Here is an 18,734-nt window from a genome sequence, read left to right on the forward strand (position 1 = left end):
AGCATAACCACAATCCGAGCAAACCTGAACCATCTTTCAGGTTCTTGCTGGCACTAGTGTTGCGCCCATGACTTCGTCCGGGTCCTCGCCGCAGGGCCGCACCCACTGGCTCGTCCTGGTGGCGGTCCTGGTGCTGGCGTTCAACCTGCGGCCCGTGGCCGTCTCGGTCGGGCCCGTCCTGACCGACATCACGGCCGACCTGTCACTCGGAGCCACCACCGCCGGTCTGCTGACCTCGCTGCCCACGGTGTGCTTCGCCGTCTTCGGGGCGCTGACGCCCGAGATCTCCCGCCGGATCGGGATGCACTTCACGGTGGCTGCGGGCCTGGTGGCCCTCATCACCGGCCAGTTGGCCCGCGCCTGGGTGGAATCCGGCTGGGCCTTCCTGCTGCTGTCGATCCTGGCGTTGGGCGGGATGGCCACCTGCAACATCCTGCTTCCCAGCCTCGTCAGGCACCACTTCCCGGGCAGGGTGGGCCTGGCGACGGCGCTGTACTCGCTGCTGATGTCGGTGGGCGTGACCGCCGCCAGCATCGGCACGGTGCCGCTGGCCAACGCGCTGGGCGGCTGGCGAGCGGCCTTCACCGCCGGGGTCGCCGTCGCCGTGGCCGCGGCGGTGTGCTGGATCCCCATGCTGGCCCACAACTCCGGCAGGCACGCCCGCGCCAGCGCCACCGGTCACATCGGTTTCGGTGCCGTCGCACGCACCCGCATGGGGTGGGCGATGGCCGTGTTCTTCGGGCTCCAGAGCACGTACGCCTACACGATCTTCGGGTGGCTGCCCACCGTCTACCAGGACGCCGGCATGACCCAGGTCAACGCCGGGGTGATGCTGGGGATCGCGACCGGCGTCGGGATCCCGCTCGCGTTCTGGGTGCCGCGATACGCGGTCCGCAAGCAAGCCCCCGTAGGGCTGTTCCTGACGATCATGGGATGCCTGGCGGTTGGGCTGTTCGGGCTGCTGTACGACCCGATGACGCTGCCTTGGCTGTGGGCGGTCTTCCTCGCACTCGGCACGGCGTCGTTCCCGCTGATCCTCGCGCTGCTGGGCATGCGCTCCAGGTCCTCGGGCGGCACCACCGCCCTGTCGAGCTTCACCCAGTCCGTCGGCTACCTGATCGCAGCCTTCGGGCCCGTGGTGTTCGGCGCTCTCGGCGGCCTGACCGGAACCTGGACGCTCTCGCTGTGGATCCTCGTCGCGCTGATGGTCCCGATGACGGTGGCCGGCTACTTCTCGTGCCGAGTGTGGTTCATCGAGGACCACATGGTGGGCCGCTCAGGCCAGTGATGAGTTGACCACCGTGAGCGGCAGCAGCTTCGCCCCGGTGGGACCGATCTGGATCTCCGTGTCCAGCTCCGGGCACACGCCGCAGTCGAAGCACGGCGTCCAGCGGCAGTCCTCCACGGAGACCTCGTCCAGCGAGTCCTGCCAGTCCTCCCACAACCAGTCGCGGTCGAGCCCGGCGTCGAGGTGGTCCCAGGGCAGGACCTCCTCGTAGCCGCGCTCGCGGGTGGTGTACCAGTCGAGGTCGATCCCGAACGCAGCCAGTTCCTCCGCGGCGGCCTGCGTCCAGCGCTCGTAGCTGAAGTGCTCGCTCCAGCCGTCAAACTTGCCGCCCTCCCGCCAGACACGCTCGATCACCCGGCCCACGCGGCGGTCGCCGCGCGAGAGCAGGCCCTCGATGATCCCGGGCTTGCCGTCGTGGTAGCGCAGCCCGATGGCCTTGCCGTAGTTGCGGTCCTGCCGGATCTTGTCCTTCAGCAGCTGGAGCCGGTTGTCGATGGTCTCGACGTCGGCCTGCGCGGCCCACTGGAAGGGGGTGTGCGGCTTGGGCACGAACCCGCCGATGGAAACCGTGCAACGGATGTCCTTGGTGCCGGACTTCTCCCGGCCCACCTGGATCACCTTGGAGGCCAGGTCCGCGATCTCGAGGACGTCCTCGTCGGTCTCCGTGGGCAGCCCGCACATGAAGTACAGCTTCACCTGCCGCCAGCCGTTGCTGAACGCGGCCGCCACGGTGTTGATCAGGTCCTCCTCTGTGACCATCTTGTTGATCACCTTGCGCATCCGCTCGCTGCCACCCTCCGGCGCGAACGTGAGGCCGGAGCGTCGACCGTTGCGCGACAACTCGTTGGCGAGGTCGATGTTGAACGCGTCGACCCGCGTGGACGGCAGCGATAGGGAGACGTTGCTGCCCTCGTAGCGGTCCGCGAGCTGCTTGGTGACCTCGGCAATCTCGGAGTGGTCCGCGCTGGAGAGGCTGAGCAGCCCGATCTCCTCGAGGCCGGTCGACTTCAGCCCGCCGGCCACCATCTTGCCGATGGTCTGGATGTTGCGCTCCCGCACCGGCCGCGTGATCATGCCGGCCTGGCAGAAGCGGCAGCCGCGGGTGCAGCCCCGGAAGATCTCCACCGAGTAGCGCTCGTGGACGGTTTCAGCCATGGGCACGATGGGCTTGGCGGGGTAGGGCCACTCGTCCAGGTTCATGAGGGTGTGCTTGCGCACCTGGAAGGGGACGGTGGGGCGGTTGGGGGCCACCCGCTGGATGCGTCCGTCGGCGAGGTAGTCGACGTCGTAGAACTTCGGGACGTAGAAGGCGCCCGTCTCCGCCAGCCGCAGCAGGATGCCGTCGCGGCCGTCGGGGCTGCCCTCGGCCCTCCACTCGCGCATGATCTGGGAGATCAGCAGGCAGGCCTCCTCGCCGTCGCCCAGCACGGCCAGATCGATGAAGTCGGCGATCGGTTCGGGGTTGAATGCGGCGTGCCCGCCAGCCACCACCAGTGGCTCGTCGTCGCCGCGGTCGGCGGCGCGCAGGGTCATGCCCGCCAGGTCGATGATCTGCAGCAGGTTGGTGTAGCCGAGTTCGGTCGCGAAGGACACCCCGAGCAGGTCGAACGATCCGACCGGGCGGTGCGCGTCCAGCGTGAACTGCGGGATGCCGTGCTCCCGCATCGCCTTCTCCATGTCCGGCCACACGCAGTAGGTGCGCTCGGCCAGGATCCAGTCCTGCTCGTTGAGGATCTCGTACAGGATGGCGACGCCCTGGTTCGGCTGGCCCACCTCGTAGGCGTCCGGGTAGGACAGGCACCAACGGACCTCGGCGGCGTCCCAGTCCTTGACGACGCTGTTGTGCTCCCCTCCCACGTACTGGATGGGCTTGCTGACGCTGGCGAGCAGGGGCTCGAGCTGGGGGAACAGGGAGTGCTTCGGCGCGGTGACAGTCATGGCGGGATCAGGATAACCCGGGTGTGTGGAAATGCCCATGACCCCGCCCACGAGGCCTACGGTTGGGCAATGGCCGAGATTCCAGACCCCGTCGCAAAACTCCGGCGCTGGGAGGCCGCCGGCGCCAACTGGCGCGTGGCCTCCCGGGCCGAGGGCACGCTGAGGATCGAGCTCGTGACCTGCACGGGCGACGAGGTGGTCGAGGTGCTGGCCTCGGCGGACCCGAGGCTGTTGGAGTTCGTGGGCGAGCGGATCTCGAACCAGGGCTGAGGGGTGCGTGCGACCCGGTTCGGACGTAGCGTTGCACCATGGACGACGAAGAGGTCGTGGAGTGGCTGCTGGACTCCGATCCCGCACTGCGCTGGCAGGTGGAGCGGGACCTGTCCGGCGCACCGGAGGAGACCTGGCGGGCAACACGGTCCCGTGTCGCGACGCAGGGCCACGGCGCGGAACTGCTGGCGAGACAGGATCCTGACGGGCAGTGGGCCGGGGGCGCGTACTTCCCCGCCGACGTCACGGAGGCGGACTTCGCCGACGACGGCCAACCCTGGACCGCCACCACCTGGTCCCTGTTCTCCCTCAGGGATTGGGGGGTGGAGCCCGAGGCCCTCGGGGACACCGCGGAGCGGCTGGCGCGCAACTCCAGGTGGGAGTACGAGAACCTGCCCTACTGGGACGGCGAGGTGGACGTCTGCATCAACGCGTTGACGCTCGCCAACGGTGCGTGGCTGGGGGTGGACGTCACAAGGATCGCCAGTTGGTTCCCCGAGCACCAGCTCGACGACGGCGGCTGGAACTGCGAGTGGGTGCAGGGCTCGCGGCGATCGTCGTTCCACTCCACACTGAACGCGTTGAAGGGGCTGCTGGACCACGAGCGGATCACCGGTGGCAGCGACGAGCTGCGGGCGGCGCGTCGGCGGGGGGAGGAGTACCTCCTCGAACGCGGGCTGATGCACCGCCTCTCCGACGGCGAGGCCGTCGGGCCGTTCGTGGCCCGGTTCACCCACCCGCCGCGGCACGTCTACAGCGCGCTGAACGCGGCCGACTACTTCCGGGACGCCTCGCTGCTGGCGGGCAGCGCCCCCGACCCGCGGCTGGCGGGGGCGGTGGACCTGATCGCCTCCAGGCGTCGCCCGGACGGGACCTGGGCACGCGACTACGTGCTGCCGGGGCGGGTCTGGTTCGACGTCGACGGCCCGGCCGGGGAGCCGTCGAAGTGGGTGACGCTCAGCGCGCTGCGTGTGCTGCGCTGGTGGGAGTCGGCCCTGTGAGGCGCGCCTGCGCGGCGTGCCGCGGACGGCCTCGCCCGCGGTGGGGCTCTCAGATGGCGCGGTCGGCGGCCGGGGCCGAGCGCCTCACGATCCCACGTCGTCGGGCGAGGACCTCGATGACCACGCCTGCGGCCACGAGCAGCACCAGCTGGATCAGCACCTCGGGTCCGGCGACGCCCTCGCTGCGGTCGAAGATCCCGCCCCACTCCTGGAACGGGACGAAGGCCAGCCCGAGGAGGTTGTTGGCCGCGTGCATCGCGACGGCGGCCTCCAGGCCACCCGTGCGCCAGGTCAGGTGGCAGAACAGCAACCCCATGCAGAAGTAGACGAGGTTCAGCCATGGGTCGGCGGCGCTGTGGAGCAGCACGAACACGAGGCTGCTGACGACGGCGCCCAGCGCGAGCCCCAACAAGCGGTGCGGGAGCAGGGCACCCACTGCCCGGAACAGGACTCCTCTGACCAGGTACTCCTCCCCCGCCGCCTGGAAAGGCGTCACGAGGAGGATTGCCAGGAGGAGCAGCGGCCAGCCCGGCTGCGGGGCGAGGTTGAGTCCGTCCCAGCCCACGAGGGCCAACTCGACGGCGGTCAGGAGGCCCACCGCGACGATCGAGATCCCGAAGCAGGTGAGCATCCAACGCCACCGGACCCGACCGACCACCGAGCTCAGGAAGCCCGGCGGCTGCCCGACGATGCGTTGCAGCAGGAACGACAGCGCCACCATCAGGCCCAGCGCCACGCTGTTGGCGACGAACACCGCCTGCGAGATCTCGCCCTCGAGGAGTCCCGCCAGCACCTCGTCGATCGTGGTGCCGGAGGTGGCGATGTCGTAGAAGATGCCTGCGGCCGAGACCAGGAGCGAGATCAGGAGGAAGCCGACCGCCCCGAGCAGCACCGCGACCAGCGGCTTCCACACCGGGACGCCCGGGGTCCGCCAGAACTCCTGGTACTCCCGCGGCTGCGTGGGCAGTGCGGGTGGACGCACCGCGATCGGCCGCTGGTACTGCACCGGCGGCGGGAACCCGGCGCGCAGCGGTTGCTGCACCGGGGGCGGGAACCCGGCGTGCGGCTGCTGCGCCGGCGGCCGCCACGTCCCGGGCGGTGCCCAGTTGCCGCCCGCCGGTGGCGGCGGCCCCGGCACACCACCGGGACCCGTCTCGGGGCCGGGTCCGGTCACCGGCCCGGGAACCAGAGCGCGATCTCCTTGGCCGCGGACTCGACGGAGTCGGAGCCGTGGACGCAGTTCTCGCGGGTGGAGGTGGCGAAGTCGGCGCGGATCGTGCCCGCCGCAGCCTTGCTCGGGTCGGTGGCGCCGTTGATCTCACGGACGCGGGCGACGGCGTCGTCACCCTGGAGGATCCCTGCGACCAGCGGCCCCGATGTCATGAAGACCCGCAGCGGCGGGTAGAAGTCACGCTCGAGGTGCTCGACGTAGTGGCGGTCGGAGAACTCACCGTCGATGGTGCGCTGCTCCAGCGCGACGATCCGCAGGCCGGCGTCCTCGTACCGGGCGAGGATGTTGCCCACGTGGCCGCCGGCTACGGCGTCGGGCTTGATGATTACGAAGGTCTGCTCAGCCATTGCGCTCCTCACGCTCCATCGCCGGCGGGGCGATTGTCCAACCGCTTGCCCAGCACGAACGACATGATCCAGATCAATGCGAACACAATACCCATGGCATACATCCAGGGCGTCAGCAGCCCCAGCGCCACGGCGGCCGCCTGGGCTGCCCAGCCGAACCAGTAGCCCCAGCCCCTGCGCAGTCCCATCGAGCCCAGGAGTGCGAGCACCGACGCGGCAGTGGTCCACGCCACGGCCGCCGCCACCGAGACGCCCGAGATCTGGACCATCCCCGCGAACGCGAGCCAGAACACGATGATCTCGAAGACCAGGACGGACATCAGTGCCGAGCGGATCGGATTGTTGGGTGAAAGCGTCACAGCACGTCCACCGCCCGGTCGTCGCCCTCGGAGACCAGCAGGTCACGCGCCTCGCCGGCGGCGATCACGGAACCCGCGACCAGCACGCCCGAGTGCGAACCCGCAGAGTCAGCAAGCATGGTGGCCAGTTCGATGGCGTCGGCCATGCGCCCGGCGCGGTGGACGCGGGCCGGGTTCCAGATCTCCTCGGCCAGCTCGGCCAGTTCGTCAACGTCCATGGCCCTCGGCGAGTTGGCGGTCCGGGTGATGACCACCTGCTCCATCTGCTCGGAGAAGATCTTCAGGACGGCCTCCGCGTCCTTGTCCTGCATCATCGCAACCACTCCAACGAGCGGCGCGAACGCGAACGACTCGGCCACGGCGTCGATCGTGGCGCGGGCGGCATGCGGGTTGTGGGCCGTGTCCACCACGATGGCGGGCGAGCGCCGGACGAGTTCCAGGCGGGCCGGCGCCTCAACGGCCCCGAGTCCTTCCTTGACGATCTCCGGGTTGAGCGGCTTGCCGCCGAGGAACGCCTCGACGGCCGCGACGGCGAGCGCCGCGTTGCGTCCCATGTGCTCGCCGAACAGCGGCAGGAACACGTCCCCGACCGCGCCGCTGACCGTGTCGATGCGCAGCAGCTGCCCACCTACGGCGACGGCGCGCTCGAGCAGCGAGAAGTCCACGCCCTCGGCCCGCACCTGCGCCCCGACCTCGACGGCACGGGCCAGCAGCACCTTCGCCGCCTCCGGATCCTGGCCGGCGAGGACTGCGGTGCTGCCCTGCTTGATGATGCCCGCCTTCTCCGCGGCCACCTCTGTGAGGTTCTTGCCCAGGATGTGGGTGTGGTCCAGCGCGACCGGACAGATGACCGAGACCTTGGGCGTGACCACGCTGGTGGCGTCCCAGCGCCCGCCCAGGCCGACCTCGACGACGGCGACGTCGACCGGTGCGTCGGCGAAGGCCGCGTAGGCCATGCCCGTGATGACCTCGAAGAAGGTCATGTCCACGCCGTCGTGCCCCTGCTGGTCCACCATCTGCACGAACGGCTCGATCTCGTGCCAGACCTCCCCGAAGCGCTCCTCGCTGATGGGTTCGCCGTCGATGCTGATCCGCTCCCGGGCATGGCTCAGGTGCGGGCTGGCGAAGCGCCCGACGCGCAGGCCGGCCGCGCGCAGGAGGTAGTCGATCATGATGGCGGTGGAGCCCTTGCCGTTGGTGCCCGCCACCTGGATCACCGGGACCGTGTGCTGCGGGTCGCCCAGCAGGTCCATCAGGGCACTGATGCGCTTGAGGCTTGGGGCGACCCGGTGCTCGGGCCAGCGGCTCGTGAGTGCGGCGACGAGGTCCGCGTGAGACTGGTTCATGATGGAGGCAATCGTACCGGTCGGGGCGGGGAACCACTTCGGGCTGCCGCGCGTTGTTACTGGTGGTGCGGGATACTTGTTCGGACAACTATCCTGTCGTGGGTGCGCGGAACCGTGGCGCACCCGGTACGGCCGAGCAGCAAGGAACAGGAACGAGAACATGGCCAACAACTCAGGCCTCAGCAAGCGGGCGGCGCTGCGTCAGCAGCAGGAACTCGAGGAACGACGCAAGCGCAACTCCAGGATCCTGGGCTTCAGCCTGGGCGGCATCGGCCTCGTGGTCATCGTCATCCTGGCCATAGTGATCGTCCAGACGCTCGGCCAGAACCGCGAGCAGACCGCCAGCCAGCAGACGCCCCCGAACGCCACCGAGGGCTTCGGCATCGAGATCGTCAGCCAGGACGCCGAGCCAGCCGAGGACGCACCCCACGTCGTCGTGTACGAGGACTTCCAGTGTCCTGCCTGCGCGGCCCGCGAGGAGGCATACGGCCCCGCGTTCCACGAACTGATCGACCGCGGCGAGATCACCTTGGAGATCCGCTACGCCACCTTCATGGAGATAAACGCCATGAACGACTCCTCAACCAACTCCTCCATGGCTGCGGCCGCGGCGGACGCCGTCGGCAAGTTCCGCGAGTACCACTCGCACGTGTACTCGCAGCAGTCCTCCAACGGCGCCGGCTACAGCGACCAGCAGCTGCGGGTCGACTTCCCCGCGGCCGTCGGCATTGAGGGCGAGGACCTCACCAAGTTTCAAGAACTCTACGACAGCAAGGCGTTCGCTGAGTTCGTCAAGAACTCCAACGAGATGTTCAACGAGGAGCAGATCGGCTCCACGCCCACGTATCTCGTGGGTGACCAGCGGCTCGAGTTCTTTGACCAGGACACCCAGGAGGTCTTGATCCAGCCCACCCCCGATGACATCTTGCGCGCGATCGAGGAAACCATCGGCTGATCCGTCGCCGCCACCTCAGCCGCCGTCCCAGACCGGGGCGGCGGTTTCGCTTTGCCCTTGCCGCGTTCACTAAGATCGCACGCATGACTGCACACGACCAGCGCGGCCTGCCCGACAAGCCTGTCCTCGAAGGACTAGAGGCGAAGTGGAGCAAGGTCTGGCGCGACGAGAAGACGTACGCCTTCCAGCGGCCGGATTCCCGAGACGACGTATTCAGCATCGACACCCCGCCGCCGACGGTGTCGGGCTCGCTGCACGTCGGCCACGTGTTCAGCTACACCCACACCGACCTCGTGGCCCGCTACCAGCGCATGCGCGGCAAGCAGGTGTTCTACCCGATGGGCTGGGACGACAACGGCCTACCCACCGAGCGACGCGTCCAGAACTTCTACGGAGTGCGCTGCGACCCGAAGGTCCCCTACGAGCCGGACTTCACTCCCCCGGCCAAGCCGGACCCGAAGCGCCAGGTCCCGATCAGCCGCCGCAACTTCATCGACCTGTGCCACGAGCTGACGCAGGTGGACGAACAGGCCTTCGAGGACCTGTGGCGCACCCTCGGCCTGTCCGTGGACTGGGACACGCTCTACAGCACCATCTCCGCCGAGGCACAGGCCGTCGCGCAGAAGGCGTTCCTGCGCAACTGCCAGCGCGGCGAGGCGTACATGTCCTATGCCCCCACGATGTGGGACGTCACGTTCCAGACCGCCGTCGCGCAGGCCGAACTCGAGGCCCGCGAGTACGCGGGCCACTACCACCGCGTCGCGTTCCACCGCGACGGCGCCGACCCGGTCCACATCGAGACCACGCGCCCCGAGCTCCTCGTCAGCGTGTGCGCCCTGATCGCGCACCCCGACGACGAGCGCTACCAGGACATGTTCGGCACCACGGTGACCTCGCCCCTGTTCGGCGTGGAGATCCCCGTCCTGGCGCACCCCGACGCCGAGCCCGACAAGGGCGCCGGCATCGCGATGTGCTGCACCTTCGGCGACCTCACCGACGTCACCTGGTGGCGCGAGCTGGACCTGCCCACGCGCACCGTGATCGGCCGCGACGGCCGCTTCACCACCGAGACCCCCGAGTGGGTCGTCAACACCGAGGCGTACGAGCCGCTGGCCGGCAAGACCGTCTTCAGCGCCCGCGCGGCCACCGTCGAGGCCCTCAAGGCATCGGGTGACCTGGTCGGCGACCCCAAGCCCACCTCGCGCATGACGAACTTCTTCGAGAAGGGCGACAAGCCACTCGAGATCGTCGCCACCCGCCAGTGGTACATCAGCAACGGTGGCCGCGACGAGGACCTCAAGGCCAAGCTGCTCTCCCGCGGCGGAGAGCTCGAGTGGACCCCGGAGCACATGCGCCACCGCTACGAGAACTGGGTGGGCGGCCTCAACGGCGACTGGCTGATCTCGCGGCAGCGCTTCTTCGGCGTGCCGTTCCCGCTCTGGTACGCGCTGGACCTGGAGGGCGAGCCGGACTACGAGTCCCCGATCCTGGCCGACGAGTCCCAGCTGCCGATCGACCCGATGAGCCACGTGCCCCCGGGCTACTCCGAGGAGCAGCGCGGGGTCCCCGGCGGCTTCATGGCAGACCCCGACGTCATGGACACCTGGGCGACGTCGTCGCTCACGCCCCAGATCGCCGGCGGCTGGGAGCGCGACCCGGAGCTGTTCGACCTGGTCTTCCCCATGGACGTCGCACCGCAGGCGCACGACATCATCCGGACCTGGCTGTTCAGCCGCGTGGTGCGCTCCAACTTCGAGCACGACTCGCTGCCGTGGAAGCGCGCCACCATCTCCGGGTTCGTCGTGGACCCCGACCGCAAGAAGATGAGCAAGTCCAAGGGCAACGTGGTGGTCCCCACCGACATCCTGGACAAGTTCGGCTCCGACGCCGTGCGCTGGCGCGCCGCCATGGCACGGCCCGGGCTGGACTCACCGTTCGACGAGTCCCAGATGAAGGTCGGCCGCCGGCTCGCGATGAAGGTGCTCAACGCCGGGAAGTTCGTGCTCTCCATGGCCTCGGGATCGCCCGACATCGAGGCCGTGACCAACCCGGTTGACAAGGCGCTGCTGGCGGCGCTGGCGGGTGTGGTCGAGGCCGCCACCCAGGCGTTCGAGGCGTTCGACTACACCACCGCGCTGGAGCGCACGGAGACGTTCTTCTGGGCGTTCTGCGACGACTACCTCGAGCTGGTCAAGGAGCGCGCCTACGGCGCCCAGGGCGAGGCCGAGCAGGCGTCCGCCCAGGCGGCGCTCGGGCTCGCGCTGGACATCCAGCTGCGGCTGTTCGCACCGTTCCTGCCGTTCGTGGCCGAGGAGACGTGGAGCTGGACCCACGAGGGTTCCATCCACCGCGCCCAGTGGCCGCTGCCGTCGGAGCTCACCGTCGACGGCGATCCCGCCCTCCTCGACGACGTCGCCGCCGCCTTGGTGACGGTGCGTGGCGCCAAGTCGAACGCCAAGGTCTCCATGAAGACCGAGGTGACCCGCGCCGCCTTCTCCGGGCCCGCCGACGTCATCGGACGGCTGCAGGAGATCGAGCCCGATCTGCGCGCCGTCGGCCGCATCACGGGCGAGGTGACGTGGGCCTCCGCCGACGGCAACCTCGCCGTGGACGTCGACCTGGTGGCCCCCGAGGCCTGAGGGCCGCCGTCGGGTGCCGAGCTTCCGGGTTACCACCGAGGTCCGCGACGTCCGCCCCGAGCACGCTCCCGAAGACGTCATGGAGGTGGGCCGCCGCGCCGTGCGCGCGCTGGCCCACCTCGACGACTCCTTCGTCGACGTGGCCCACGGCGTGCCATACGTCGCGCTGCGCTTCACAGTCCCCGCGAGCAGCCGGGACGACGAGCACCGCGCAGCCCTGGCCGTTGCGAAGTCGGTCTGGGACTCGATCGAGGGCCTCGCAGTCCTCGGCGGCGGACGACTGCACCGACGCGTCGGTGGCCGCTGGATCCCCGTCGGAGCGTCGGCCACCTGATCGGCAAGTAACGCTCACTTGCCTTGATCGGTCCGCGGAATCACTTGTACGCGACCCCGCTCGACGCCTAGCGTTCCGTCCCAGCCAGCAATCGCACACGGACGTGCGCAGCACCAGGAGGACCCGAATGCAACACGGCAGTGTTTTGAAACGCTTCAGGACCGGAATGGCGGCGACGCTCGGCGTCGGGCTGCTCCTCGGCCTGACGGCCGCCCCGCTACCGGCCCACGCGGCCGACATCGACATCTTCGACTCCGACCCGCACCTGCCCGCCGGACTCGTGAACCTCGCCGAGGGCAAGCGCGCGACCAGCTCGTCCGCGTACGAGAAGGCCGACGAGGGTTGGGCCACCGCCTTCGTCAACGACGGCCGCATCGGCACCGGAGCCCTTTCGTACGGCTGGTCCACGAACCCGATCGGCAACACCGCCACCGAGACGACGCCCGCCTGGGCCGAGCTGGACCTGCTCGCACCCAGCACCATCGAGTCGGTCGCGGTCTGGCCCCGTCTGGACGGGGCGAACGCCGGGCAGAACTTCCCTGTGGACTACGCCATCGAGGTCTCCGACGACGGCCGGGAGTGGACCACCGCCGCCACCTCGAGCGGTAACACCTCGGTCACCGAGGCGCAGGTCCTCGCATTCGAGCCCGTGACTGGCCACCTGGTCCGGGTGCACGCCACGCGTCGTGCACCCGGCGGCGCCGACGGCGCCCTCGTGCAGATCGCGGAGCTCGCGGTCTACGGCACCCCGCAGGGCTCCCGGCTGGGGGTCGACAAGCCCGCGCTCGAACTGCTGCCCGGGGAGAGCGACCAGCTCACCGCGCTGGTCAACGGCTCCCCGGTGGACGGCGCCGAGGTGACCTGGACCAGTGCGGACCCGGACGTCGCCACGGTGGACGCCGACGGCGTCGTGACCGCGGTGGCGCTGGGCGGGACCGCCGTCACCATCGCGGCCGACGGCGCTGAGGCACTGGTCGTGCCGGTCGAGGTCATCGCCGAGCGGACCGACACCGACGCCGAGTTCATGATCTCCGCGTTCTGGCCCCCGACCGCGGAGCACACGAACGCCGAGCAGTACGACTACCTCGCCGAGGCGCACGTCGACTACGTCCAGAACGTCGACAGTACGGACCTGCAGGGGCGTTCGCTGAACCTGGAGATGGCGGCACTGGCGGCCGAACGCGGCATGCGCGTCGGCATCTCGGACCCCCAGCTCAACGAGGGGCCATCGCTCAGCGACGAGGAGATCCGGGAGATCGTGGCCTCCTACGAGAACGTGCCCGGCGTGGGCGGGTTCTACCTGAAGGACGAGCCCTTCAACGCCAACCCCTACGCCCGGGTGCACCGGGCGGTCAAGGACGAGGCGCCCTGGCTCTACCCGTACCTCAACTTCCTGCCGATGTTCGCCTACCCGGACCGCGCCACCTACGAGAGCCAGATGGACGACTTCCTGGAGCTCTCCGGCACCGACGAGGTCGACTACCTGATGTATGACCACTATCCGTTCGGCAACGCCCCGGACTCGCTCAACTACCACTCGATGCTCGAGAACATGTCCGCCGTCCGCACCGTCGGGATCGAGAACGACGTCAAGACCGGGCTGTACCTGCAGTCGATCGGGCGGGTCAACGCGGACGGGAGCCCCGCCGGGTTCCGCCGCACGAACGAGGCAGAGCTTCGCTACGAGATCAACGCGGCGCTCGCCCACGGGTTCAAACAGATCTCCTACTTCACGTGGTTCACCCCGACCGGCCGCCCGGAAGCCTTCACCGACGCGATCATCGCGCCCGACGGCACCCCGACGGACCTCTACGAGCCCGTGAAGCAGCTCAACGCAGAGGTGAAGGCACTGGGCCCGACGCTGATGGGGCTCGACGCCGTCGAGGTCTACCTGAACGGCCCCGACCTGCACGGGCAGCCGGGCATCCCGGACGGGTTCATCGGCCAGGTCGGCGCCGACGACGACGTCATCGTCTCGCGCATGGTCAATGGTGCGACCGGGCGGCAGTACCTCATGGTTGTGAACAATGACTTCACCGCGGCGCAGAACATCGACCTGCACGTGCTGCGCGGGGTGAAGCAGCTGGAGGAGGTCAGCCGCACCGACGGATCCACCCGGACGCTCACGTCCCGGAACGGCAAGTTCCAGCTGGAGCTCGGCAAGGGCGACGCCGTCCTCCTGGCGCTGCCGGCCGACCTGAACTACCGCGAGACGCCCGGCTTCGAGGACCCCGTCAACCTCGCCCTCAATGCGGACGTCACCGCCGCCACCTCCGAGGGTGCCGGCGGCTGGTACATGGACAAGCTGACCGACGGGGTCCGGGTCCCGACCACCCAGAGCCGCGGCTGGCGCGCCACCGAGGTCGATGGGGCCGTCCCAACGACCGTGGACCTCGACCTGCGCGAGTTGCGGAGCATCAACCGGATCGACCTCTACCCTGCCGGCGGCGTCTTCAGCCTCGGGCGCGGCTTCCCCGGCGAGGTCTCCGTCTCGGTGTCCACAGACGGGGAGACCTGGACCGAGGTGGCCTCGGCCGAGCTCTCGGTGGTCCTCGGTGAGCCCGTACCGAGCGTCACCTTCCCGGAGGTTACGGCGCAGCACCTGCGCTTGGCCTTCCACGACTACCAGCAGGGCGCCTCTGGTCCCACGCTGGAGTTGGCCGAGATCGAGGTCTACGACGACGACGGCACCCTGCCTCCCCCGGACAGCGTGGACCCGGGCGTCGACGACGAGCCCTGGTACGAGGGCAAGAACATCGCACAGGGACGCCCGGTCGACACCTCCAGCACCACCGAGGCCGCGGTGTGGGGATGGTCCGCGGGCTTCGTGGTCGACGGCCAGTTCGGCCCCACCGCCACCACCAACGGCTGGACGTCGCAGACGGGCGCGAACTCGTCCCCGGACGAGCAGGAGTGGGTCGCGGTCTACCTGGGCGGCCCGTACGCGCTCGAGGAGGTCGTCGTGCATCCCCGCAACGCGGCCTCCGACCAGGCCAACGCCGGGTTGGGCTTCCCCACCGACTACCGGGTGGAGGCCTCCGCCGACGGCATCACCTGGACCGTGGCGGCAGAGGTGACGGGAGACGTCGCCGTCTCGTCCGAGCCGCGCGTCCTGGCCCTCGACGAGCCGGTGAGTGCCTCCTACGTCCGGCTCGTCGGCACGCGCCTGAAGCTGAGCCAGCACGCGTCGGACGGCTACCTGATGCAGATCGGAGAGCTGCAGGTGTACGGGACCCCGGGCTGAGACGGGGGTGCGCAGCCACCCGCTACGGCAGAATTGACCGGGTGAACAACCTGATCCCCCTGCCGCGGTCCTTCTTCCAGCGCCCGGCGCGGGAACTGGGACCGCGGCTCCTGGGGTGCCACCTCGTGGCCGGCGAAGTGGTCATCCGCATCACGGAGGTGGAGGCCTACGAGGGGCACACTGATCCCGGTTCGCACGCCTACGGCGGGCCCACGAGGCGCAACGCGACGATGTTCGGGGAGGCGGGCCACCTGTACGTGTACCGACACATGGGCCTGCACTCGTGCTGCAACATCGTCGCCTCCACGCTGGAGCACGCCAACGGTTGCCTGGTCCGGGCGGGCGAGGTGGTGCGGGGCGCGGGCGTCGCGCGCGCCAGGCGCAACGCCGCAGGCGTGACACGCAGGGACACCGACCTGGCCCAGGGTCCCGGCCGGATGACCGTGGCGCTGGGCATCAGCTGGCTCGACGACGGCCTCGACCTGTGCGATCCCGACAGCGGGATCTTCGTGGCGGACCGGATCGGCCCCGCACCGGAGACGGTGGCGGGGCCGAGGATCGGACTGCGCCCGGAGGCGACGGACCCCGAGCACCTGTGGCTCAGGTTCCACATTCCTGGGGACCCGACGGTCTCGGGCCCGCGCTCGCTCAGAGGAAGGCCGGGGCCCAGCGGAACACCTCGAGGATGACCACGAGGGCCAGCCACCCGATCAGGGAGATGGTGATCCACCCACCCTTGGCGAAGGCCACCGCCCTACGGTGTGCCTCGGGCTTGAGGTAGAGGTTGTTCTCGAGGATGTTCCAGTGCGTCATCGACACGAACACGAACGTCGTGGAGATCGTCACCAGGATGCACCACGGGCACAGCGCGCCGATCTCGTAGGTGGACTGGAACAGTAGCCAGTAGGCGAAGATCACGCCGAGCAGGTAGACGAGGTTGGCGGTGAACATGAACCACCGCGGGAACCGGACGCCGGCCAGGGAAGCCACGGCGATCGTGATCACCACCGGCTCCGAGATCAGCCCCAGGAAAGCGTTCGGGAAGCCGAAGAGATTGGCCTGCCACGTGAGGCCCACCTTGGCGCAGTCGAGGAAGGGGTTGATCGAGCAGGCCAGCGTCGCCTCCGGGTCCGCGGCCAGGATGATGGCGTCGTGCGAGAGCACGAACGACGCGATCAGGCTGAGAAGCGCGAACAGGAGCATCTCACCGAACAGGAACCTGCGGGCTCGCAGCCACTCCCACTCGCTCAGGAGTTCACTGGGCTTGTCATCGGCCTCGACCGCAGCGTCGGCATTTCTCATCGCTGTCCCTTCTGGTCATGATCGGGCCCTCGGTCGAGCCGCTCCAACGGTACCTTGAGCACCTCCCGCCCCGGGACCCGGGGCGCCGTGGTGAGCGGCCCACACATCGAAACGACCGGGACCATGGATCAGTTCCCGATCACTGCCGCCTGCGCTCGGCCGCCGCAGCAGCCAGCCGCTCCAGCACCCCCTCGGTCACCTCCCATGCCATGCAGGCGTCGGTGACGGACTGGCCGTAGGTGAGGCCCGTGGGGGCGGGCTCCTGGCGCCCCGCCACGATGAAGCTCTCAAGCATCACGCCGGAGATGCCCCGCTCACCGGCCGCCACCTGGTCGGCGATCTCGGCGGCCACCACGGCCTGGCGGATGTGGTCCTTGCCAGAGTTCCCGTGGCTGGCGTCCACCACCACCGACGGCGCGAGGCCCGAGGCGGCCAGTTGCCGGGCCGCCGCCCGGACGTGTTCGGGGCCGTAGTTGGATCCGCTCTGTCCCCCGCGCAGGATGACGTGCGAGTCGGGGTTTCCCGAGGTCTCCACCAGCGCGGCCCGGGCCTGGTCATCCACGCCGAGGAAGGCCTGGGGCGCGGCGGCGGCCAGACAGCCGTCGATGGCCACCTTCACGTCGCCCGAGGACGAGTTCTTGAACCCGATGGGCATGGACAGGCCGGAGGCGAGTTGCCGGTGCACCTGGGACTCGACCGTGCGCGCCCCGATGGCGCCGTAGGAGACGGTGTCCGAGATGTACTGGGGAGAGGTGGTCTCGAGGAACTCGCAGCCCGCGGGCAGGCCGGTGTCGAGGACGTCGAGCAGGACGCGGCGAGCCAGGCGCAGTCCGCGCGGGATGTCGTAGCTGCCGTCGAGTCCGGGGTCGTTGATGAGCCCCTTCCACCCGACGGTGGTGCGAGGCTTCTCGAAGTAGACGCGCATCACCACGAGCAGGTCCGGGGACAATCGCTGCGCCGTCGTGGCCAGGCGCTGGGCGTAGTCAATCGCGGCCTCCGGGTCGTGGACGCTGCAGGGCCCCACCACTGCGAGCAGGCGGTCGTCGCGGCCCGAGAGGACATCGGCCACCTCGTCGCGGGAGCGGGACACCAGGGCGGCGGACCGGTCGGGCAGTGGCAGGTCGGCGATCAGCTCGGTAGGTGTGGGAAGCGGGTCCATGCGGACGACGCGCAGGTCCTGGGTGCGTTCGGCGGTCGGTGTTGCGGTGGTCATGCTCGGGTCCTCGTCAGATTTGCGGCGGACCCACCGACGCTTACCGGAGCGCCCGCCTGGAATGGCAGGGGCGTGACCGTTCGGTCACGCCCGGTCGGCTCCGTTCGCGCGCGTCAGCAGGTGCCCGCGGCGGCCGGAGCCGACACGAAACGCCAATACCAACGAGCGGAGTTCATGGAGCCGAGCATACACACCCGGGGCCACCGTCCCCGGTGTTCGTCTCGCGGCACCCGTGGACCGTCCCGGCCCGGACCGTGACCAGCCGCCGCGACATGCCCTGTGAACCGTCCGCCAGAGCACGATCCCCGGCCAGTCGCGAGGGCTGGTCACCGCTCGTCCGGGGCACCTTCCCCCAGCACCTCGATGAATGCCCGCGCCGCGGGGCTGGGGTTGAAGTCACTCCACGCGAGGTACTCCACGCGCTCGGGTCCATCGGCCACCGCGACCGTGACCAGCCCTTCGCCCTCGGGAACCACCCCGGGCGGCAGCAGGGCGATGGCCAGGCCGGCCCGGATCAGGTCCAGCACCAGGTCCACCGCCATCGCCTCGAACGCGACTTCGCGGTGCAGGCCCGCCGCGGCGAACCCACCGTCGCTCTGCGCCCGTCCCGGGGTGCCCGCCGGGAAGTCGGCGAAGGCCTCGTCTGCCAGGTCGGCGAGCCGGAGCCGACGACGCGGCGCGAGCCGGTGCCCCTCGGGCAGCACCGCCACCAACCGGGCGCGACGCAGCTGCCTGCGGGCGACGCCCTTGGGCGGGTCGCTGGCAGCCAGACCCAGGAACGCGACGTCCATCTCGCCCGCCCGGATCAGCTCGATGGAGCGCGTGCTGCCGCCGCCGCGGACGCTCACGCCCACCTCTGGGTGGGCGGCCCGGAACCTGCTGAGGGCAGCGGGGACGTCGACGGCGGTGACAGTGGGAATCAGCCCGATCACGAGACGGCCCCGGACGTGGCCGGCGGCTGCCGCAGCGTCCACGACCGCCCGCTCGGCCGCCTCGAGACACGCCCGCGCTCCCGGCAGGAAGGCCTCGCCCGCCGCGGTGAGCTCGACCCTCCGGCTGGTTCGCGCGAACAGGGTGAGGCCCAGCTCTCGCTCCAGCACCTTGATCTGGTGGCTCAGCGCGGACTGCACCACGAAGCACTCCCCGGCCGCCCGGGTGAAGCTCCCCGTCCTCGCGATGGCCAGCACGTAGCGGAGTTGCTGCAGTTCCATGGATCCATCGTGTATCACGATCGATTCGATGACAAGCATGTGTTGGACTCATGCCC

16 protein-coding genes are annotated in these 18,734 nt (G+C 69.7%); 8 read left to right on the plus strand and 8 right to left on the minus strand.

Annotated elements, in window-relative coordinates:
- Positions 1–67: 67 nt before the first annotated feature.
- Positions 68–1,288 carry an MFS transporter gene (locus FOJ82_RS01660; RefSeq protein WP_143936713.1) on the plus strand — a complete coding sequence of 407 codons (1,221 nt, stop codon included), beginning with the start codon at positions 68–70 and terminating at the stop codon, positions 1,286–1,288.
- Here FOJ82_RS01660 and FOJ82_RS01665 read toward each other — a convergent pair.
- Positions 1,277–3,226, minus strand: a complete 1,950-nt coding sequence (locus FOJ82_RS01665) for a TIGR03960 family B12-binding radical SAM protein (protein WP_143936714.1) — start codon at positions 3,224–3,226, stop codon at positions 1,277–1,279. The genes FOJ82_RS01660 and FOJ82_RS01665 overlap by 12 nt on opposite strands.
- Positions 3,227–3,295: 69 nt before the next feature.
- Here FOJ82_RS01665 and FOJ82_RS01670 point away from each other — a divergent pair, with 69 nt between their 5' ends.
- The gene (locus FOJ82_RS01670) at positions 3,296–3,496 is read left to right on the plus strand and encodes a hypothetical protein (RefSeq protein WP_143936715.1); all 201 of its coding nucleotides are present in this window, start codon (positions 3,296–3,298) and stop codon (positions 3,494–3,496) included.
- A 38-nt stretch (positions 3,497–3,534) separates the two neighbouring features.
- The gene (locus FOJ82_RS01675; RefSeq protein ID WP_143936716.1) at positions 3,535–4,497 is read left to right on the plus strand and encodes a squalene cyclase; all 963 of its coding nucleotides are present in this window, start codon (positions 3,535–3,537) and stop codon (positions 4,495–4,497) included.
- 49 nt (positions 4,498–4,546) lie between these two features.
- Here the strand turns inward: FOJ82_RS01675 and FOJ82_RS01680 are convergent, their stop codons facing one another.
- The 4 genes from FOJ82_RS01680 to FOJ82_RS01695 are packed head-to-tail and all read right to left on the minus strand — an operon-like array spanning position 4,547 to position 7,780.
- A complete protein-coding gene (locus tag FOJ82_RS01680) occupies positions 4,547–5,671 on the minus strand; it encodes a CPBP family glutamic-type intramembrane protease (RefSeq protein WP_143936717.1) in 1,125 nt (374 codons plus the stop codon).
- Complete coding sequence (gene ndk, locus FOJ82_RS01685) at positions 5,668–6,075, minus strand: nucleoside-diphosphate kinase (protein WP_143936718.1); 408 nt, start codon at positions 6,073–6,075, stop codon at positions 5,668–5,670. Before ndk ends, FOJ82_RS01680 begins: the two co-directional genes overlap by 4 nt.
- An 8-nt stretch (positions 6,076–6,083) precedes the next feature.
- Positions 6,084–6,434: a DUF4233 domain-containing protein gene (locus FOJ82_RS01690; protein ID WP_246099692.1), complete on the minus strand. Its 351-nt coding sequence runs from the start codon at positions 6,432–6,434 to the stop codon at positions 6,084–6,086.
- Positions 6,431–7,780 (minus strand): bifunctional folylpolyglutamate synthase/dihydrofolate synthase, encoded by a 1,350-nt coding sequence (locus FOJ82_RS01695; protein WP_143936719.1) that lies wholly within the window; start codon positions 7,778–7,780, stop codon positions 6,431–6,433. The genes FOJ82_RS01690 and FOJ82_RS01695 overlap by 4 nt, the downstream gene beginning before the upstream one ends.
- A gap of 160 nt (positions 7,781–7,940) precedes the next feature.
- On the opposite strand from FOJ82_RS01695, the gene FOJ82_RS01700 reads away from it, so the two are divergent.
- The 5 genes from FOJ82_RS01700 to FOJ82_RS01720 all read left to right on the plus strand — a co-directional run bounded on the left by FOJ82_RS01700 (position 7,941) and on the right by FOJ82_RS01720 (position 15,641).
- Positions 7,941–8,735 carry a DsbA family protein gene (locus FOJ82_RS01700; RefSeq protein WP_185975575.1) on the plus strand — a complete coding sequence of 265 codons (795 nt, stop codon included), beginning with the start codon at positions 7,941–7,943 and terminating at the stop codon, positions 8,733–8,735.
- Between the two features lie 83 nt (positions 8,736–8,818).
- Positions 8,819–11,374, plus strand: coding sequence for a valine--tRNA ligase (gene valS / locus FOJ82_RS01705; protein WP_143936721.1), 2,556 nt, complete (start codon positions 8,819–8,821; stop codon positions 11,372–11,374).
- A gap of 13 nt (positions 11,375–11,387) precedes the next feature.
- The gene (locus FOJ82_RS01710; protein ID WP_143936722.1) at positions 11,388–11,708 is read left to right on the plus strand and encodes a hypothetical protein; all 321 of its coding nucleotides are present in this window, start codon (positions 11,388–11,390) and stop codon (positions 11,706–11,708) included.
- Positions 11,709–11,874: 166 nt separating this feature from the next.
- On the plus strand, positions 11,875–14,952 hold the full coding sequence (locus tag FOJ82_RS01715) for a discoidin domain-containing protein (RefSeq protein WP_185975576.1): 3,078 nt from the start codon (positions 11,875–11,877) through the stop codon (positions 14,950–14,952).
- Positions 14,953–14,993: 41 nt separating this feature from the next.
- Positions 14,994–15,641, plus strand: coding sequence for a DNA-3-methyladenine glycosylase (locus tag FOJ82_RS01720; protein ID WP_246099694.1), 648 nt, complete (start codon positions 14,994–14,996; stop codon positions 15,639–15,641).
- On the opposite strand, the gene FOJ82_RS01725 is transcribed toward FOJ82_RS01720, so the two are convergent.
- The 3 genes from FOJ82_RS01725 to FOJ82_RS16415 all read right to left on the minus strand — a co-directional run bounded on the left by FOJ82_RS01725 (position 15,601) and on the right by FOJ82_RS16415 (position 18,678).
- On the minus strand, positions 15,601–16,254 hold the full coding sequence (locus FOJ82_RS01725; protein ID WP_143936724.1) for a vitamin K epoxide reductase family protein: 654 nt from the start codon (positions 16,252–16,254) through the stop codon (positions 15,601–15,603). The two genes, FOJ82_RS01720 and FOJ82_RS01725, sit on opposite strands and share 41 nt — an antisense overlap.
- 139 nt (positions 16,255–16,393) lie before the next feature.
- Positions 16,394–17,467 carry a 3-deoxy-7-phosphoheptulonate synthase gene (locus FOJ82_RS01730; RefSeq protein WP_143936725.1) on the minus strand — a complete coding sequence of 358 codons (1,074 nt, stop codon included), beginning with the start codon at positions 17,465–17,467 and terminating at the stop codon, positions 16,394–16,396.
- 326 nt (positions 17,468–17,793) lie between these two features.
- The gene (locus FOJ82_RS16415; protein WP_143936726.1) at positions 17,794–18,678 is read right to left on the minus strand and encodes a LysR family transcriptional regulator; all 885 of its coding nucleotides are present in this window, start codon (positions 18,676–18,678) and stop codon (positions 17,794–17,796) included.
- Between the last annotated feature and the right edge of the window lie 56 nt (positions 18,679–18,734).

The sequence above is a fragment of the Tessaracoccus rhinocerotis genome, from assembly GCF_007197885.1.
Classification (GTDB): Bacteria; Actinomycetota; Actinomycetes; order Propionibacteriales; family Propionibacteriaceae; genus Arachnia; species Arachnia rhinocerotis.

Excerpts from the sequence above, each read along its gene's own strand:
- FOJ82_RS01660 (WP_143936713.1), top strand. The coding sequence starts at position 68 with ATGACTTCGTCCGGGTCCTCGCCGCAGGGCCGCACCCACTGGCTCGTC.
- FOJ82_RS01665 (WP_143936714.1), bottom strand. The coding sequence starts at position 3,226 with ATGACTGTCACCGCGCCGAAGCACTCCCTGTTCCCCCAGCTCGAGCCC.
- FOJ82_RS01670 (WP_143936715.1), top strand. The coding sequence starts at position 3,296 with ATGGCCGAGATTCCAGACCCCGTCGCAAAACTCCGGCGCTGGGAGGCC.
- FOJ82_RS01675 (WP_143936716.1), top strand. The coding sequence starts at position 3,535 with ATGGACGACGAAGAGGTCGTGGAGTGGCTGCTGGACTCCGATCCCGCA.
- ndk (WP_143936718.1), bottom strand. The coding sequence starts at position 6,075 with ATGGCTGAGCAGACCTTCGTAATCATCAAGCCCGACGCCGTAGCCGGC.
- FOJ82_RS01695 (WP_143936719.1), bottom strand. The coding sequence starts at position 7,780 with ATGAACCAGTCTCACGCGGACCTCGTCGCCGCACTCACGAGCCGCTGG.
- FOJ82_RS01700 (WP_185975575.1), top strand. The coding sequence starts at position 7,941 with ATGGCCAACAACTCAGGCCTCAGCAAGCGGGCGGCGCTGCGTCAGCAG.
- valS (WP_143936721.1), top strand. The coding sequence starts at position 8,819 with ATGACTGCACACGACCAGCGCGGCCTGCCCGACAAGCCTGTCCTCGAA.
- FOJ82_RS01715 (WP_185975576.1), top strand. The coding sequence starts at position 11,875 with ATGGCGGCGACGCTCGGCGTCGGGCTGCTCCTCGGCCTGACGGCCGCC.
- FOJ82_RS01725 (WP_143936724.1), bottom strand. The coding sequence starts at position 16,254 with ATGAGAAATGCCGACGCTGCGGTCGAGGCCGATGACAAGCCCAGTGAA.
- FOJ82_RS01730 (WP_143936725.1), bottom strand. The coding sequence starts at position 17,467 with ATGACCACCGCAACACCGACCGCCGAACGCACCCAGGACCTGCGCGTC.
- FOJ82_RS16415 (WP_143936726.1), bottom strand. The coding sequence starts at position 18,678 with ATGGAACTGCAGCAACTCCGCTACGTGCTGGCCATCGCGAGGACGGGG.